This is a genomic window from Asticcacaulis sp. (genome assembly GCF_047605585.1).
GTDB lineage: Bacteria > Pseudomonadota > Alphaproteobacteria > Caulobacterales > Caulobacteraceae > Asticcacaulis.
Map to the genome: position 1 here is coordinate 321,365 of NZ_JASGFK010000001.1, position 16,746 is coordinate 338,110.

The window sequence follows — 16,746 nt, forward strand, 5'->3', positions numbered from 1 at the left end:
AGAGATCGAATCCCGTTGAATATCGCGCAAAGCCTTTAGCATTAAGGATAAGCTGTCACAATTGCAGCGACGCCATCGGCATAGAAGTCTTAACATGTGTTTAAATAAAAATGGCAGGTGTTTGCCTTAATTTAAGATATCTACAGTAACCTTATCACCGGTAAAATGAACTCACCTCAGAATGAGGACCAGGTGACCCGTAATTCGAGCGAATTAAAACTGCTGGCCCCCATGGCCCTGATCGTGGCCGTAGCCGTATGCGCCCTGGTGGGCAGCCTGTGGGTATGGGCCGAGCAGGCGGATAAGATGTCGCGCAATCGCGAGGAAAAGCTCGTCATGCTGGGGCTTGACCAGATGGCGGATGACCATTCGCAGCTGATGACCCCCATTACGATCTGGGACAAGGCGGTCGAGAGCACCGCCGTGAAGTACGATGACACCTGGGTAAAGGGTAATATCGGCGATTATTTCCAGAATTTCCTCAATTTCGAATCCAATATCCTGCTGAATGACAAGGGTGAGGTCGTCTTTGCCTACCAAAAGGGCAAGGAAGTGCCGCCGGAAACCCTGACCAATGTCGCGGTCCAGACGCGCGGCATGGTGGATGGCCTGCGCAACACCTATAATGACCGCCGCGCCAAGGGTCTGCCGCATACCACCGGCAGCAACCACGCCGGCCGCCTGATGGCCATCAAGGGCCATATCTATATAGTCGGCGCCAGCCTGCTGCTGTCCGACAAGCAGGATTCACCGCTGCTCAAATATACGCCCTATGTCGCCATCGGCACGCACGAGCTGTCAAACGAAGAGTTGATGGCCCTGTCCCAACGCTACATGGTCTCCAGTATCACCGTGCTCAATCCCGGTCAGGTCGCACCGAAAGGCGCGGCTACCGTCGCCTTCCGCGACGATAACGGCAATGTTCTGGTCCAGCTGACCTGGATGCCGGACACCCCCGGTCATACCCTGTTCATCCGCGCACTCGGCCCGGTCCTGATGATCTCGCTCGGCCTCGGCCTGATCGCCCTCGTCCTGCTGCATCAGAGCCAGCGCGCCGCGCAAGGCCTGATCGCCTCCGAAGCCAAGGCCAAGCACATGGCCTTGCACGACAACCTGACCGGCCTGCCCAATCGCACTCTGTTCGCCGACCGCCTGGTCCAGGCCTGCGAGCGCCTGAAACGCCAGGGCGGCCATGTCGCCGTCATGTGCATCGGCCTCGACCGCTTCAAGGACGTCAACGACACCCTGGGTCACCTGGCCGGCGACGAACTGATCCGCCACAATGGCAGCAAGATCAGCAGCATGATCCGTTCGGGCGATACCCTGGCCCGTCTCGGTGGCGATGAATTCGTCATCATCCAGACCGATACCGATGGCTCCTCAGCCGCTTCGCTGGCCAAGCGTGTGCTCGAAGGCCTGACAGGCACGGTCAACCTTGAATCCGGCCAGGTGTTCTCGTCCTGCTCGATCGGTGTCACCCTGATCGGCGACGGCGATATCGAACCTGCCGAGGCTCTGCGCCAGGCCGACCTCGCGCTCTACCGCGCCAAGGACGAAGGCCGCGGCCAGTATGCCTTCTTCGAGGTGGAGATGGACGCTACCATCAAGCTGCGCAAGACCCTGGAAACCGGCCTGCGCGAAGCCATCCATGTCGGCGACATCGATGTCGTCTACCAGCCTCAGGTCGATCACTTCGGCCATATCATCGGCGTCGAGGCCCTGTGCCGCTGGACGCACCCGACGCGCGGTCCGGTCTCGCCGGCCTACTTCATCCCGCTGGCCGAGGAATGCGGCCTGATGAACGAGCTGGGCACGCTGATCATGCGCCGCGCCATGGACGATTCCCACCGCTGGCCGGGCCTGAAGGTTGCCGTCAACGTGTCGGCCACCCAGATGCGCAGCCCGAGCTTCATGACCACGATCAAGGCGCTGCTGGCGGAAACGAAAACATCGGCCGAGCAGATCGAGATCGAAATCACCGAAGGCGTGCTGCTGAACGACGACAGCGCCACCCAGATGGTGCTGCGTGACCTGCGCCACATGGGCTTCACTATCGCGCTCGACGATTTCGGCACCGGCTATTCGTCGCTGGGCTACCTGAGCCGCTATCCGGTGGACAAGATTAAGATCGATCGCTCGTTCGTCTCGAACCTGGGCGTCGACCCGGAAGCCGAAGCGGTCATCCGCGCCATCGTCAAGCTTTCCAAGGCGCTGAACCTGAACATCGTCGCCGAAGGCGTGGAAACGCGCGCTCAGAAGAATATTCTGCGCCAGACGGGCTGTAACATCATCCAGGGCTACCTGTTCTCCAAGCCGGTGCCGTCGAACAGCATCGACGAGATGATGCAGAACGAACGCCGCCTGACCATCAATGACGGCCTGGAATTCACCGCACCCAAGCCCATCAACAAGCCGGCCGAAAAGCCGATCAAGATGACGCCGAGAATGTCTTAATAGAGCTCAAGCGCCGCATGGCTTACGCGCAAACATGCGCGACGGCCGGTCGGCCTTGCCAAGTGTCTACGATATTTTTGAGTGCGCTCAGACGCCGCGAGGCTCCTCGCAACGGCTCGGGCGGGCCGTCGCCCTTGCCAAATGTCTGCGACATTTGGAAGTCTGGGTTCGCCGGGCTTGCGTTTACAGCTTCTCGGCGTGGGCCTCGACCAGACCGACAATATGATCGATCATCTGGTCGTTGGACAGTTTATGGTCGGGCTTACCGCCCATATAGACCATGCCGGCCCCGGCCCCACCACCGGTGAAACCGATATCGGTATAGAGCGCCTCGCCGGGCCCGTTGACCACACAGCCGATGATCGACAGCGACATCGGCTTGGCGATATGAGCCAGCCGCTCCTCCAGCTTGGCCACCGTATCGATGACATTGAAGCCCTGGCGTGCGCAGGACGGGCAGGCGATAATATTGACACCACGATGGCGCAGGCCAAGCGATTTCAGCAGGTCGAAACCGACCTTGATTTCTTCCACCGGATCGGCGGCCAGCGAAACCCGCAGGGTATCGCCGATCCCGGCCCACAGCAGATTGCCGAGGCCGATGGCCGACTTAATGGTGCCGGTACGCAGGGGACCTGCCTCGGTCACGCCGATATGCAGCGGACAATCGATGGCATCGGCCAGGGCATTGTAGGCCGCGACGGTCAGGAAGACGTCCGACGCCTTCACCGAAATCTTGAACTCGTGGAAATCGTGGTCACGCAGGATATTGGCGTGGAACAGCGCGCTCTCGACCATGGCTTCCGGACATGGCTCGCCGTACTTTTCCATCAGGTCCTTTTCCAGCGAACCGGCATTGACGCCGATACGCATGGAGCAGCCGTAATCCTTGGCAGCCTGGATGACTTCCTTCACCCGGTCGGGCGAACCGATATTGCCGGGATTAATGCGCAGGCAGGCGGCGCCGGCCTTAGCGGCCTCAATGGCGCGCTTGTAGTGGAAATGGATGTCGGCGACGATCGGTACATTGGCATTGTCGACAATCGTCTTCAGCGCCGCGGTTGAATCCACATCCGGACAGGATACCCGCACGATATCGGCGCCCGCCTCTTCCATCGCCGCGATCTGGCGCAGGGTGGCTTGCGGATCGGAGGTCAGGGTATTGGTCATCGACTGGACGCTGATCGGGGCATCGCCGCCGACAGCCACCTTGCCCACCATGATCTTGCGGCTCGGCCGGCGCTGGATCATCCGCCAGGGACGGACATGCGTATGATCGTGAGGCTGGTGGGTATCCATAAATAACTCTGAATTATACCGAGAACGCCTTCTTATATCAGGAGGGACGCCCCAAGTCACAACCGCATTTTCAAATAATATTACTGGCTGGGTTACTGGCCATATTACTGAGTCGAAATTACTGGGCCGAAGAGGCCACCGCATTTTCCGCTGGCACCGCTGCCGGCCGCTGGCTGGGCAGGTAGGGTATCGGGCCGTTTGGCTTGTCCGCGGCCGGCGCGGCAATCGGTGCGGCCGGAGTCGCTCGTGGCACTACAGCCTGCCCCGCCGCCTGAGCCTGCTTCTGGTCGAGTGCTGCTGAAAGCTGGGCCGCACGGGCATTCAGCCTCCCAACGGGGGTCAGCGTGCCGTCCAGCGTGCCGGCATATTCGCCATTATAGTAGATTTCGAAGGCCGAGATGTCGGAGATATCGACCAACAGGTTTTGCTGGTCATTTGCCGGCAGGCGATAAGATTCACCCGCACCGATCGAGTGGGCGAAATAGACGGCACCCGTGGCCGGATCTCGCACCACCAGATTGACCGTCTTGGTAGCCTGCAGCGTAACCGAGGAATTTTCCGGCGCCGCACCATAAATGGCGCCGCGCGGATTGAAGGCTTTGCGCATGCGCATATCCTCTACCGGCACAGGTGCGGCCGAGGTGGAATTCTTCGCGGCATCTATAGAGGCAAAGCCCGCTTCCAGACCGGGCGTGACATAGGGGACTGGCACATCCTGGTCGCGCGGCGCCGGCTGGGGCTGCGATACGAAGATCGCGCCGTTCAGCATATTCGGCATGCCCGCTGCCCACTTGCTGCTGCCAAACTCGGCCTCATGGTTATGATCGCCCAGATGCAGGCTGGGCTGACGCTGCACCACGTTCCAGATCACAACCGCCGACACCAAGACCACGGCGGCGATGATATAGTTGCGATAGGTCGGCCTGACCTCTTCCAGTGAAGCCCCCGAGGGCGCATGCAGCTTGGTCGAGGCCGGAGAAACCTCGCGCTTATACATATCCGCCAGGGTTTCCTCATCGAGCCCCAGCGCCTTGGCATAGGCCTTGACATAGCCGATGGCGAAGGCGCGCGGCGGCAGGATATCGTAGGCCGCCTGCTCGAAGGCTTCGAGATAGGCGCGGCGCACGCGGGTCAGCTCCGACACCTCGTTGAGTGAAAGCCCCTGGGATTCGCGCGTCGTTTTCAGGATTTCGGCCAGATCGAAGCGATCCGGCAAACGGCCATCGGTCGTGCCCTTGAAGGCGGAATTCGCCTCACCGCGATAAATACCCTGATAAGGTTCATCCTCGATGATGTTAGGCTCGGTCGTACTCATAACTATCCTGCGATGGAGAGCAGGGAAGAAACCATAGGCGGTGATAATAATCAACACGGACATGGCCTCTATTCGCGCTTCGATAACGCAATTTTTGGTGTTTGATATCAACGCCAAGTCAGTCTATGAAACGGCATTCCCAGGCTTCATACGGATGATACCGCCATGCCCGCTGCCTTCGACGATCTCTATATCGGCCAGAGCGTTTCCATCGGCGCCGGCGTGATTTCCGAAGCGGAGCTGGAAGCCTTCTGCAAGTCCTACGCACCAAGCTGGGACACCAAGGATGGCGTACCCGACGCCCTGATCTTCGCCCTGTGGTCCAAGCTGGAAACGGAAGCCTCGGCGCAATGGCCACAGACCAAGCGCCTGGCCGTCGACGCCCTGCGCTGGTCGCGCAATCCGCCGCCGGGCGAGTTGCTGCGCGGCCGCCTGACCGTCATGGGCAAGGATGCCGTGGGCGACACCAAGGGCGTGGTCATTGCCCAGAATGACGTGCTGGATGAAGCCGGCCGCCTGGTCTTTTCCTGCCTGACCCGCTCGGTTTTCCAGCGCCTGCCGAAAGCGCCCGCGGAATAGGCTTTAAGGCTTAACCACGGAAACGAAGTCCGGCGAAACCAAAACACTGAAAACAAAAAAGCTCCGGACTTTCATCCGGAGCTTTTTCATTTCACAAAACTGCGAAGCTTAGTTGGCGTTGGCAGCCTGAGCGGCATTGCGCTCGATCGTCATGGCGATCAGCTTATCCCAGGCCAGCAGCGAGTTCAGGTGCGCATAGATATGCGTCAGGGCGCCGTTGTCGCGCAGTTCGACGAGCTTCTCGCCGGACAGTTCAGCCAGCTTCTTTTCATCGACAGCGAAATATTCGGCAATCTTCTGGGCTTCGCCCGCCGTACCGTCCGGATTTTGCGGACGATAAAGGGTCTCGCGCGGCGACAGCAGGTTCAGCTCGCGCAGCAGGCCGACGAAGGATTCGGTGCGACGGCGCTCGTTCTCGAAGTCCGAGCAGAACTGCATGGCGTTATCGACATAGGCCGTGGCCTTGCCACCTTCGAAGAAGGGCACGTCCGGATTGGTCTTGGCCACCATGGCGGCGCCGGTGTCGACGCACAGGATCATGCGCTCCTGGCTTTCGTCATTGGCGAAGACGAAGGGATAGCGGCGGGCGAAGGCCGGCAGGTAGCTGTCGGACTTAAAGGTGCCTTCCGGCGACACGAAGACGTTCTGGCCGGCGGAAAGGCCCATGGCGGCCACCGGCATGTAGTTTTCGCCAATGAAGACGATCGGGAAACTCAGGGAGGCAGCCGGGAATTCAGCCACGGTCAGCGGCACGACATTGGTTTCGGCAACAAAGGCGTGCGGTGCCGGAATCGACTTGATACCCATGCCCGCGTGGGCTTCGGGGCTCAGCGGCTCAGGATTTTTGTAGAAAAGGACGTTTCCGGAGAGCGTCGCATCGTTGGTTTGTTCTTGTGCCATGGTCGCTTTAAAGAAGGTTGTTAGAGAAAAAGGAGTTTCGCTTCTAACGCATGCCTCGGCGTCCGGCAAGCACCGTTACGGTTTGGGGGAAAGACCCGCCGGTTTTTCGGCTTCCGGCGGGTGTCTGTCTCGTTCTGGCGCAGGATTAGAAGTTATACACCACCCCGACGCGCAGATTGCGGCCGGGATCGACCACCGCGTCCTTGGTGCTGCTCGTCGCTTCGCGCATCTCGACATCGCCGATATTACGCACTTCAGCGAACAGCGAGGTATCAGTGCGGATCTTGTATGACGTGTAGATATTGGCCGTGACATAGCCATCAGTCGCGGTCTCGTAGGCTGCCAGGTCGTCCTTGCGGGCATCGACGCCGCGCACCTCGAAATAGGAATCCCACTTGCCGCCCTTGCTTTCCAGCTTCAGGGTCAGAGCCTGGGGCGGAATACGAATGATCGGCCCGATGGCGCTTTGTCCGTGGACATAATCATAAGACACATCCAGGGCGATGGCCTGAGAGCCGAGCGTGAACAGTTTCGTACTGGCCTCCAGTTCCACACCGTAGAGATCGGCATCGGTCTGAACATACTGGAAGACCGGCAGGTCGTCTGCCACGGCTCCGGTCGGGCGCAGGTCGATGAAGTTATCGAAATGGCTGGTATAGACGTGGGCATCAATGGCGAAGCGATTGTCGTGATCGACCACCACGTGACCGGTCAGCTCCAGCGAATAGCCGACCTCGGTGCGGAAATTAGGGTCACCGATGATATACTGGCCCGTGCCATCGTGCGGGCCATCGGCCAGCAACTCGACATCCGAGGGCGCGCGCTCGGAACGGGTCAGGCTCAGGCCGACAAAGCTGTGGTCGGACGGCCGGTAGAAGCCGCCGAACGAGGCCGACAGGGTGTTGAAATCCTTGTCGTAAGAGGTGGCCGCCGAGGTCAACTTGGTGTCATCGACCCGCGCCCCGCCTTCCAGGCCCCATGGGCCATCGTCATAGCGATACTGCGCGAACGCCCCCACCTGCTTGGTGGTGGTCGAGGGCACGAAGGCCTCGTCGCCGATGGCCTGGAAATCGCGCTGCAGGCCGGAAAGCCCTACCGTACCGCTCCACTTGCCCTGGCCGTCACGGATCAGGGCCGTGCGGAACTCGCTGCCCTTGGAGAGGAACTGCGTCCCCAGTTCTCCGTCCTCGATCTCGGCATGGTTATAGTCGGAATAGCCGGCCGAGGCATCGAGTCGGTTGAAGCCGGCCCAGTTCACATTGAACGCCCCCCGCGCATCCCAGCGCGTCTGATGCAGGTCTATGGAAACGTCGGAATCGATGGCTGTGCCATAGAGATAGTCCGTCGTCTTGTAGCTCAGACCGACATAGCCGAAATCACCGACATAGCTGACGCCAGCGCCGAGGTTCTTCATGTCCTGGAAAGAATTGTGCTGCTTGTCGCTGGTATCGGCCGGCAGATCATTCGCCTCCGTATAGGCCAGGGTCTCGGCCGGTACGGGAATGCTGTAATCCGAGGTCTTGTGCCGGAAGGCGTCGAAGGTGAAGATCCACGGCCCCTTGCCGGCCTTGATATCGAAGGCGCCCTGCAGCCCCTGATCGACCGAAGAGGCCTGGAGCGTGGCTGTGCCTTCATAGCCCTTTTCCGGGGCCACCGAAGGAATTCGGTCATCGATCACATTGACGATACCGCCTATGGCATTGCCGCCATAAGCGAGCGCGGAAGGCCCGCGCAGCACCTCGATGCGCTTCGCCTCGGTGGGCGAAGAGGGCACGGCATGATCCGGCGACAGGGCCGACACATCGACCACGCCCATGCCGTTATTGAGCACCAGCACACGGAAACCATCAAGCCCGCGGATCATCGGACGGCTGGCGCCCGGCGCGAAGCTGGAGGAACGAATGCCCGGCATGTAGGCCAGCATGTCGCCCAGTCCGGCGGCGGGCTTCTTGTCGATCTGGTCGCGCGTCAGCACATCGACGTGTGACATCAGGGCGTCCTTGGGAATGCGGTAGCCAGAGCCGGTGATGACAATTTCCTTAGGCGCTTCCTCGGTTGTGGGTGCCGGATCGCCGGCATGGGCCACGCCGGCCAGAAGAGCGGAAAAGGACAGGCCAGCCAGGAGGGAGAACTTGAAATACGGCATGAAAACACCTCAGATATTGCACTGCCGCATTTGTTATGTAATATTATAACGCACGTCAAGCCACAATGTTACATTATTACACTTTTTGACCACACGCGTGCGACTTGCGAAAGGCGCCGAGTCCTCTTACCTTGGAGGACATGAGCCACACGTGCGAACACACCCATGATCATGCCCACGACCTGAAGCCCGACGCCCGCGCGGCCCGGCTTGAGGCGGCGCAAACCCTGTGCGCCGATTCCGGCGAGCGCATGACCTCTTCACGTTTGCGCACCTATGAGCTCATCCTGGAAGCCAATGGCCCCATTAAGGCCTATGACGTCATCGACCGCTTCCATCCGGAAGGCGCCGCCAAGCCGCCCACGGTTTACCGCGCCCTTTCCTTCCTGGAACAGATGGGCCTGATCCACCGCATCGAGAGCCTGAACGCCTTCGTAGCCTGCGATACGCACGACCAGCACTTTGGTTCCGGGCATACGGCCGGCTTTCTCCTGTGCGACTGCTGCGGCAAGAGCGAGGAAATCGCCATCCCCAACCTGCCGGAAATCGAGGCCAGCACGGCAAAGACCGGCTTTAAGGTCAATCATGTCACCCTGGAAGCCCACGGCCTTTGTCGCGCCTGCCAGACGGAAGGCGCGACGGACGAGTAAGCCTGTTGCAGATTGCGACACGACAATGGCAAATTGACCTGGTGCGTTTCTTTTGGCAATTATCTGATAAAATGCACTTGCCACGACTCGCGCCAAGAGACTATTCCAGATAATCAGAGATCAAAATATCGCCCATAGGGTGATCTTCCCCAGGGGCACGATGTCCACTACGCTGCAAATGCTCGACCAGGGCTCGCTTCGCAATATTCTGGACGCTCACACGCTCTACAAACTGCGCAAGCCCGGCGGACGCATCGCCAATCTCTCCTATATCGACCTGACCGACATGAAGCTGGAAGGGATCGACCTGAGCGACGCCAACATGACGGGGGCGCGCCTTTACGGCGCTTCCTTGCGTGACATCAACCTCACCCGTGCCAATCTCTACGGCTGCGACCTGCGTAATGCCGATCTGCGCTTCGCCCGCCTCGATCGCGCCGATATGCGCGGCGCCTGCCTGCGCGGGGCCAACCTGACGGCCGCCTCATTGATCGGCGCCGATCTGCGCGAAGGCCAGATCGCCTTCAAGGACGAGAAGCAGGGCCTGCGCCTGATGAAGCATGAAAAGCGGCCCGGCGAACTGGATCACGCCATTTTCAGCGGGGCCGATCTGTCCGGTGCGCGCATGAACGGCATGCAGGCCGTTTCGGCCGATTTCAGCGACGCCAACCTGACGGGCGCGGTCATGTCACAGGCCAAGCTGCGCAAGGCCAATCTGAAGGGCGCCAATCTGAGCGGCGCAGACATGGTGGGGGCCGATGTCGCCGGCGCCGATCTGAGCGGGGCAGTGATGGTCGATACCGCGCTTTCGGGCTGCAATCTGCGCGAAGCCGACACCACTGGCACACTGGACGCGCCGAAGGAGGTCTTTATCGATGACCGGCCCTTGAGCCTGTTCATCGGCCAGCACGAAGACTGGGCGAAGACCAACGGCGCCAAGGGCAGCCGCCACGCCCTTTCCGGGGTTGATTTCCGCCTGGCCGGTGAGATGCGCCGCCGCATACTGACCATGCTGGAGGCGCAGGGCTCGGTCTTCTACGGTCTCGACATGAGCGGGATAGAGCTTCAGGGCGCCAATCTGGTCGATGCCGACCTGCGCCGCTGCAATCTCTCCGGCGCCGATCTGCGTGGGGCCCGCCTGATCGGGGCGAAACTGAGCCACGCAAACCTTACGGGCGCCAAGCTCGGCCCGCTCGATCTGGGTGGCGGCCGTCTGATGCGCAGCGACCTGTCGCGCGCCACGCTCAGCCACGCCAACCTGACCAATGCCGACATGACCCGCGCCCGGATGCTGGAAGCGGTGACCGAACACATCAGCGACAAGGGCTGCAACTACATGCTGGCTGAACGCGCCTGACGCGAAGCGTTCAGGCTCTTTCAGCTTTTTATGTAAGAGATACCTCGCAACGGCTCGGGCGCGCCTTGCGCTTGCCAAATTTCATGAAGAAATTTGGAGTTTCCTGGCCCGTTACCTTAAAACCACCGCCGCGCCTTGAAATAGGCCAGCATGGCAATGATGATGGCGATCATCAGCGTGCAGACGGCCTCGAAGGCAAAGGGCTGGTGCAGGAAGGGCATGTGGTCGAAATTCATGCCGTAAATGCTGGCAATCAGGGTCAGCGGCAGGAAGATGGCCGAAACGATCGAGATCAGTTTGACGATATTGTTCTGCTCGACATTGATCAGCCCCAGGGCCGCATCGAGCAGGAAGGCGATATGGGCGGTGACGTGGCTTGAATGATCGTTCAGGCTGGCCACGTCCTGGCTCATGGTGCGCAGGCGGTCGTGGAACTCCTTCAGCTCCGTCGTCTTGCGGAAACCGACCACCTGACGCTCCAGACCGGCGGCGAAACCGGTCAGGCGCGCCAGCGACACCAGGGAATCGCGGATCTTGGCGATATCGTTCTGCGCCGCGCCCAGGCGCAGCAGGACGGTCTCCAGTTGGGTGCGGCGGCGGGGATTGAAGACCTCTTTCGACAGCTCGTCTATGCTGTGACTGGTCTTTTCGATCAGGTCGGCCGTGCGGTCGATGATGATATCGATCAGGTTCAGGAAGGTAATGGGACCATCGACACAATGCCCTGGCTGCTTTTCCAGCTGATCGCCGAAGATCTTGAACGAGGCCGGATCGATATAGCGGATGGTGACCAGACGCCCGCCGGTCAGCACAAAGGTAACCGGACCCGATTGCAGCTGTGACAACCCGCCGAAGAAGGCGACCTGCGCGGTCATGAAGGCGGCGCCATCCTCGATATAGAGCCGGCTGGAGGTCTCGATCTCCGCCATATCCTCGCGCGTCGGCAACAGGACGCCGAGCTGGGCTTCCAGCTTCAGTTCTTCATCGCGGGTCGGATTATAGAGATCGATCCAGGTCGTATGCGGATCGAAATCGCCGGCTTCGGCCTCAAGGTGAAATCCCTGCGAATGGAGTGTCAGCACGCGAATACCTCTGTATGTACGCGCTGTTTACCGTTTCGGGGATTAGCCGTAAAGCCTACTTCTTGCTGGTGTGCTTGCGCGTCGTCTTCGCCTTGGATGCCGTGGCCTTGGGCGTCTGCGTCTTGGATTTCGCCTTGGCCGACTTTGTTTCAGGCTTTAGGGGCTCGGGCTTGATGTCCGTCTTCGCCGAGGCATGGCCGGCAGCCGCATTATCCGAATCGATCTGCGCCACCAGCTGAGCGGCGGGCTTGCCGCTGACATGGGCGGCGACAGTCACCGGACGGGCGGTTGTCTTGCTGTTCGAAGGGCTGAGCGCGGCCTTCAGGTCGGCCGGCATGTCATCCGTATTGGCGGCAGCGATCTGCTGGTACGGGCGGGCGGTCGTGGGGACGGCTTCCGGCTGGGCGACGGTAGTGACCTTCTCGCCCATATGGATATTGTTCGGATCCTGATAGATGAAGCCATAGGTCGTATAGACCGTGGTGCCGAGATCGTTGGTCGGACCGTACCACACCTTGACCTTCGACCAGTCACCGGCTTCCGACACATCCATCACGTTGACATTGTCTTCCACCTGGCCACGGCGGCCATTGATCGGCGACCAGTTGGCATGGGTGACCTGAATATAGCGGTCGGTGATGATCTGGGAAACAACGGCGACATGGCCGAGCTTCATGCGGCCCTGGGACTTGAAGACCAGAACGGCGCCCGGCTTCGGGGACGAGCCTTCGTCATAACGGCCGGTCGCCTTTTCCCACCAGGTCCAGGCATCGCCAAAAATTTGCATGCCGGTGAACTGGCGCGCGAAGGTGACACATTGCAGGTAGGCGGAACCGGCAGGAGTCTTCTGAGCGGCTACCTTGACAGCGGCTGACTTGCTGGCTTTATGGGTTTTGGCCTTGGCTTCAACGGAGCCGGCGGCGCAAAAGGCAAGAAGGGCAAAGGCAACTGCCGACACGGTTTTTTTCACGCAACTGACTCATCAACTGTTAGTCCCGTGACTTTGGTACAACAGAAAAATTAATTTTCAAATACCAATTCGCCGATTTCGCGTAAAAATTAACCTTGATTAACCCACGAATGCGTGATCGCGCCGTGAAGCCGTTCCCCGTAATGACGCACCACTTTGCGAAACGGGCGCTCGACCAGATGGTGCGCCAGCATGGACAGCGGCACCAGGGCCAGCAGGCCGGCAAACCACCAGATGAAAGGCAGCGGCGCGTGATCGGTGCCCAGCAAGCCATTGACGGCCTTCAGGTAAATCCACTTCCACGGCACATAGATCATGTAGGTGGCAAAGGAGATTTCGCCAAGATAGACCAGAGTCTTGCCAGACATCAAGCCCCTGCCGTCCTGCCCCAGACCGGAGATCGACAGCACCAGCAGGCCCAGCGCCACCACGATCAAAATGTCGGATTGGGCGAAGCTGGCGGCATAGATCACGGTTAACAGGGCGATGCCGGTGCCGATCAGCGCCACGCCCGGCTTGGCCACCGCACCGGCGCGCCAGGCGAGATAAAGCGCCGCGCCGTAGAGGAAGCTCGGCACGATCCGCAGGGCGCCCCACTGGAAGGTGGCGCGGGTCAGGTTGAAACCGGCCACGGCTGAGAAGACCAGATTGACGGCGATCAGGAAACAGATGGCCAGCGTGACGGCGACCACCGGACGCTCACGCAGGCGCCAGGCCAGCCAGGCCACGGCCGGGAAGCTGAGATAGGCGAACCACTCGGCCGAGATAGACCAGGAAGGATGGTTGAACGAGGCGGTCGGCGCCAGGCCCCAGGCCTGGGTCAGGGTCAGATGCGCCGGCAGGGCCGCCCAGTTCGAGGCATTGTCATCGAGATGCACACCCTTGAGAGCGGCGGCACCGATCAGCAGCAGGGTGAACAGCAGGGTGGCGATATGCAGCGGATAGACGCGCGCCAGGCGATGGATGACGAACTGGCCGTATTTGAAACGCCCGCCGCCGAAGCCGTTCAGATAGACGTAGGAGAGAATGAAGCCGGACAGCACGAAGAACAGGTCGACGCCGAGATAGCCCTTATCGATCACGCCGAGGCTGATATTGCCGCTCAGTTCGTGAATATAGGTATACATCACCACCCAGAAGGCAGCGAAAAAACGCAAAGACGTCAGGGGTTTCAGATGCTCGTTCATCACTCCGGCCTTTCCGCGGTCCCTTCCCCGAAAGGAACAGCGTTGTCCTTAAAAATAACGCCTGGATTGGCGATCGGACGTAGCCTTGCACGAAGTGTGCCGGAGAAAATTGGATATTCAGTTAATCGCTCATGCGCCGCGAGGGCTACCTCGCAACGGCTCGGGCGCGCTTTGCGCTTGCCGGGCACAAGCGCCCGGAATGGGTAAATGGTACGCATGAAAAAAGCCCTCCGGAACACTCCGGAGGGCTTTCCATTTCATTGGGTATGCAGGCCTACTTCTTGACCCAGTTGCCACTGGCGTCCTGATAATATTCACCGGCCTTGAGCTTCGGCTGGATGACATTGGCGAAGGCCGAGATACCGGCGGCTTCTGGCGAAACGCCATTCTTCGCGGCGGCCTGACCATAGACGCTGCTGCGGCCGGCATTGATTTCATCGACGGCAGCCTTGGTGGCGGCGTCGCCGGCGCCCGACACAAAGCCGAGATAGCCATTGTTGCGCTCACCGACCGTGCCCTTGGCCTTGGCGGCATCGACCAGCGCCTTGGAGCCGGCGACATCGGCGACGGCAGGCTGGGTCATGACGGCGCTGACGGCAACCGCCGAGGTGGCCAGGGCGAGCGCCGCAGCGGCGGCTTTCAACAGAGAGGTCTTTTTCATAAGGGTTCTCACTTTCTCACCTAGAACAGATCAGGATTCTCTTGAATCAGGGCTTTCACGTCCTGATCCAGCTGAACCTTCACATTGACATCCAGCTTGGCATAGATGGGCGCCAGGTTGACATTGACATTGACCGAGGGCGTGCAGGCCATGAGCAGGATACCGCCCATCCCTAACGCTGCCGCCGCAATCGCTTTCTTCATAAAAGGACTCCCTTAATTCCGAGCCGTAAATACGGTGAAACAATATAGACAGATATAGGCTGAACCGTGGCTGAACGGAACGGATAATTTTGACCGGCCTTTCATTGCAGCCGCAAGACATCGGGCCAAGGGCATTTCCGCAAAAGCGGTTTCGAATTTGACAGCCAGATCAAACGCCTGTGATAGTCACCCGGCCGCTTTGCGGCGCGCCTTCAAAGAAAATACAGCTGACGGAAACACCATGAACTCATCTCCCGCAAGCCCATCCGCAATTGCGCCGGCCAAAAGCCACTACGTCATTCTCGATGGCCTGCGCGGTGTCGCATCGCTTGTGGTCGTGGTTTTCCACCTCTTCGAGGCCTATGCCGGTGGCAGTCCGCAGAACCAGATCATCAACCATGGCTATCTCGCGGTCGATTTCTTCTTCCTGCTGTCCGGCTTCGTGGTTGCCTATGCCTATGATGACCGCTGGTCCGCCGGCATGAGCCAGTGGGCGTTCTACAAACGGCGCCTGGTGCGGCTGCAGCCGATGATCATTATCGGCAGCCTGATCGGCGCGGGGCTTTTCGCCTTCCAGCACTACTCGATCTATCCCAGGGTCGACGCGGCCACGACCTGGCAGGTCATCGCGGTCATGCTGATCGGTTTCACCATGATCCCCCTGGCCCCCTCCGCCGACATTCGCGGATGGCAGGAAACCTATCCCCTGAACGGCCCGGCCTGGTCTCTGTTTTATGAATATATCGCCAATATCCTCTATGCTGCTGGCGTGAGGAAACTGCCTGACAAAGCCCTGGGCGTGCTCGTCGCCCTGGCTGGCATCGCCGTTGTTTACCTGGCCGTCTTCGGCAAGCGCGGCGACCTGATCGGCGGCTGGTCGCTCAATGCCGAAGGTATCCAGATCGGCATGACCCGCGTCCTGTTTCCCTTCTTCGCCGGTGTTCTTCTGATGCGGCTGGGAAAGCGGATCAAGGTCCCCAATGGCTTCGCCGTCTGCTGTCTGCTGCTGATCGCAGCCCTGGCCCTGCCCCGTTTCGGCGGGACCGAAAAGCTGTGGCTCAATGGTATTTACGATTCTGTCTGCGTCATCCTGCTGTTCCCGCTGATCGTGGCGATTGGTGCCGGCGAAAAGGACGTGAACGGCGTTTCGGTGCGGATCGCCCGCTTCTTCGGCGACCTGTCCTATCCTTTGTACATTACGCACTATCCGCTGATCTACATCTACACCGGCTGGGTGTCGGACCGGCATATCCCGGCGGCTCAAGGCGCGCTTGTGGGCATCGGCGTCTTCGTCACGGCCGTCACGATTGCCTGGGTCTGCCTCAAGCTGTTCGATGAACCCGCCAGACGCTGGCTGACAGCTAAACTTCTGAAACGCGCGGAAAGTGCCTGATGAGCAAAATGATCCTGGCCATGAATGTCTCGCTCGATGGCTATGTCGACGATCTGGCCGGCAGCTTCGTCATGGGGCTGCCCAGTCCGGAACTGTTCGACTACTGGACGCAGACCGTGCGCAGCCATGCCGCGGCCCTCTATGGCCGGCGCATGTACGAGGTCATGCGGTACTGGGATGAAGACCGTCCGGAATGGACTGCGCCCCTGCGTGACTTTGCCGTCGCCTGGCGTCGGCTGCCGAAATGGGTCGTCTCCCGCACGCTTTCGCAGGTGGGCCCAAACGCGACGCTTATCGCGGAAAATATTGAGGCTGAGGTTCGCGCCCTGAAAACCCGCGTGGATGGCACGATCAGCGTCTCCGGTCCGTCGCTTGCCGGCCTGATGACCGGGCTGGGCCTGATCGACGAATATCACCTCGTCCTGCGGCCGTTTGTGCTGGGCGAGGGCAAGCCGTTTTTCCATGGGGCACGGCCGCCCCTGCGTTTGTGCTCCACCGACCGGATCGACGACCAGACGGTCTGCCTGGTCTATGCGCCCGCCTGAACGGC

General features: G+C 60.2%; 15 protein-coding genes. 6 read left to right on the plus strand and 9 right to left on the minus strand.

Features of this window, described 5'->3' with window-relative positions; translation table 11 throughout:
• Positions 1-192: 192 nt before the first annotated feature.
• A complete protein-coding gene (locus tag QM647_RS01515; RefSeq protein ID WP_414993700.1) occupies positions 193-2,454 on the plus strand; it encodes a putative bifunctional diguanylate cyclase/phosphodiesterase in 2,262 nt (753 codons plus the stop codon).
• 183 nt (positions 2,455-2,637) lie between these two features.
• On the opposite strand, the gene ispG is transcribed toward QM647_RS01515, so the two are convergent.
• Together ispG and QM647_RS01525 are read right to left on the minus strand one after the other, a co-directional pair.
• Complete coding sequence (gene ispG, locus QM647_RS01520; RefSeq protein ID WP_414993701.1) at positions 2,638-3,753, minus strand: flavodoxin-dependent (E)-4-hydroxy-3-methylbut-2-enyl-diphosphate synthase; 1,116 nt, start codon at positions 3,751-3,753, stop codon at positions 2,638-2,640.
• Between the two features lie 118 nt (positions 3,754-3,871).
• Entirely contained in the window at positions 3,872-5,068 is a 1,197-nt protein-coding gene (locus QM647_RS01525; RefSeq protein ID WP_414993702.1) for a helix-turn-helix domain-containing protein, read from the minus strand.
• Positions 5,069-5,233: 165 nt separating this feature from the next.
• On the opposite strand from QM647_RS01525, the gene QM647_RS01530 reads away from it, so the two are divergent.
• Positions 5,234-5,647: an acyl dehydratase gene (locus QM647_RS01530; protein ID WP_414993703.1), complete on the plus strand. Its 414-nt coding sequence runs from the start codon at positions 5,234-5,236 to the stop codon at positions 5,645-5,647.
• Positions 5,648-5,755: 108 nt separating this feature from the next.
• Here the strand turns inward: QM647_RS01530 and QM647_RS01535 are convergent, their stop codons facing one another.
• Together QM647_RS01535 and QM647_RS01540 are read right to left on the minus strand one after the other, a co-directional pair.
• Positions 5,756-6,547 carry a SapC family protein gene (locus tag QM647_RS01535; RefSeq protein ID WP_414993704.1) on the minus strand — a complete coding sequence of 264 codons (792 nt, stop codon included), beginning with the start codon at positions 6,545-6,547 and terminating at the stop codon, positions 5,756-5,758.
• Between the two features lie 145 nt (positions 6,548-6,692).
• On the minus strand, positions 6,693-8,693 hold the full coding sequence (locus QM647_RS01540) for a TonB-dependent receptor (protein ID WP_414993705.1): 2,001 nt from the start codon (positions 8,691-8,693) through the stop codon (positions 6,693-6,695).
• 140 nt (positions 8,694-8,833) lie between these two features.
• Here QM647_RS01540 and QM647_RS01545 point away from each other — a divergent pair, with 140 nt between their 5' ends.
• Together QM647_RS01545 and QM647_RS01550 are read left to right on the plus strand one after the other, a co-directional pair.
• Positions 8,834-9,343 carry a transcriptional repressor gene (locus QM647_RS01545; RefSeq protein WP_414993706.1) on the plus strand — a complete coding sequence of 170 codons (510 nt, stop codon included), beginning with the start codon at positions 8,834-8,836 and terminating at the stop codon, positions 9,341-9,343.
• A gap of 160 nt (positions 9,344-9,503) precedes the next feature.
• Positions 9,504-10,700 carry a pentapeptide repeat-containing protein gene (locus QM647_RS01550; RefSeq protein WP_414993707.1) on the plus strand — a complete coding sequence of 399 codons (1,197 nt, stop codon included), beginning with the start codon at positions 9,504-9,506 and terminating at the stop codon, positions 10,698-10,700.
• A 116-nt stretch (positions 10,701-10,816) separates the two neighbouring features.
• On the opposite strand, the gene QM647_RS01555 is transcribed toward QM647_RS01550, so the two are convergent.
• From QM647_RS01555 to QM647_RS01575, 5 genes are all read right to left on the minus strand, one after another.
• Positions 10,817-11,782 (minus strand): magnesium transporter CorA family protein, encoded by a 966-nt coding sequence (locus QM647_RS01555; protein ID WP_414993708.1) that lies wholly within the window; start codon positions 11,780-11,782, stop codon positions 10,817-10,819.
• 55 nt (positions 11,783-11,837) lie between these two features.
• Positions 11,838-12,752, minus strand: coding sequence for a CHAP domain-containing protein (locus tag QM647_RS01560; protein WP_414993709.1), 915 nt, complete (start codon positions 12,750-12,752; stop codon positions 11,838-11,840).
• 89 nt (positions 12,753-12,841) lie between these two features.
• Positions 12,842-13,939, minus strand: a complete 1,098-nt coding sequence (locus tag QM647_RS01565; RefSeq protein WP_414993710.1) for an acyltransferase family protein — start codon at positions 13,937-13,939, stop codon at positions 12,842-12,844.
• A gap of 274 nt (positions 13,940-14,213) precedes the next feature.
• Entirely contained in the window at positions 14,214-14,600 is a 387-nt protein-coding gene (locus QM647_RS01570; protein WP_414993711.1) for a YdbL family protein, read from the minus strand.
• A gap of 20 nt (positions 14,601-14,620) precedes the next feature.
• On the minus strand, positions 14,621-14,803 hold the full coding sequence (locus QM647_RS01575; protein ID WP_414993712.1) for a YnbE family lipoprotein: 183 nt from the start codon (positions 14,801-14,803) through the stop codon (positions 14,621-14,623).
• A 241-nt stretch (positions 14,804-15,044) separates the two neighbouring features.
• Here QM647_RS01575 and QM647_RS01580 point away from each other — a divergent pair, with 241 nt between their 5' ends.
• Together QM647_RS01580 and QM647_RS01585 are read left to right on the plus strand one after the other, a co-directional pair.
• The gene (locus QM647_RS01580; RefSeq protein WP_414993713.1) at positions 15,045-16,196 is read left to right on the plus strand and encodes an acyltransferase family protein; all 1,152 of its coding nucleotides are present in this window, start codon (positions 15,045-15,047) and stop codon (positions 16,194-16,196) included.
• Positions 16,196-16,741 carry a dihydrofolate reductase family protein gene (locus QM647_RS01585; protein WP_414993714.1) on the plus strand — a complete coding sequence of 182 codons (546 nt, stop codon included), beginning with the start codon at positions 16,196-16,198 and terminating at the stop codon, positions 16,739-16,741. Before QM647_RS01580 ends, QM647_RS01585 begins: the two co-directional genes overlap by 1 nt.
• Positions 16,742-16,746: the final 5 nt, after the last annotated feature.

Excerpts from the sequence above, each read along its gene's own strand:
- ispG (WP_414993701.1), bottom strand. The coding sequence starts at position 3,753 with ATGGATACCCACCAGCCTCACGATCATACGCATGTCCGTCCCTGGCGG.
- QM647_RS01525 (WP_414993702.1), bottom strand. The coding sequence starts at position 5,068 with ATGAGTACGACCGAGCCTAACATCATCGAGGATGAACCTTATCAGGGT.
- QM647_RS01530 (WP_414993703.1), top strand. The coding sequence starts at position 5,234 with ATGCCCGCTGCCTTCGACGATCTCTATATCGGCCAGAGCGTTTCCATC.
- QM647_RS01535 (WP_414993704.1), bottom strand. The coding sequence starts at position 6,547 with ATGGCACAAGAACAAACCAACGATGCGACGCTCTCCGGAAACGTCCTT.
- QM647_RS01540 (WP_414993705.1), bottom strand. The coding sequence starts at position 8,693 with ATGCCGTATTTCAAGTTCTCCCTCCTGGCTGGCCTGTCCTTTTCCGCT.
- QM647_RS01545 (WP_414993706.1), top strand. The coding sequence starts at position 8,834 with ATGAGCCACACGTGCGAACACACCCATGATCATGCCCACGACCTGAAG.
- QM647_RS01550 (WP_414993707.1), top strand. The coding sequence starts at position 9,504 with ATGTCCACTACGCTGCAAATGCTCGACCAGGGCTCGCTTCGCAATATT.
- QM647_RS01565 (WP_414993710.1), bottom strand. The coding sequence starts at position 13,939 with ATGAACGAGCATCTGAAACCCCTGACGTCTTTGCGTTTTTTCGCTGCC.
- QM647_RS01570 (WP_414993711.1), bottom strand. The coding sequence starts at position 14,600 with ATGAAAAAGACCTCTCTGTTGAAAGCCGCCGCTGCGGCGCTCGCCCTG.
- QM647_RS01575 (WP_414993712.1), bottom strand. The coding sequence starts at position 14,803 with ATGAAGAAAGCGATTGCGGCGGCAGCGTTAGGGATGGGCGGTATCCTG.
- QM647_RS01580 (WP_414993713.1), top strand. The coding sequence starts at position 15,045 with ATGAACTCATCTCCCGCAAGCCCATCCGCAATTGCGCCGGCCAAAAGC.
- QM647_RS01585 (WP_414993714.1), top strand. The coding sequence starts at position 16,196 with ATGAGCAAAATGATCCTGGCCATGAATGTCTCGCTCGATGGCTATGTC.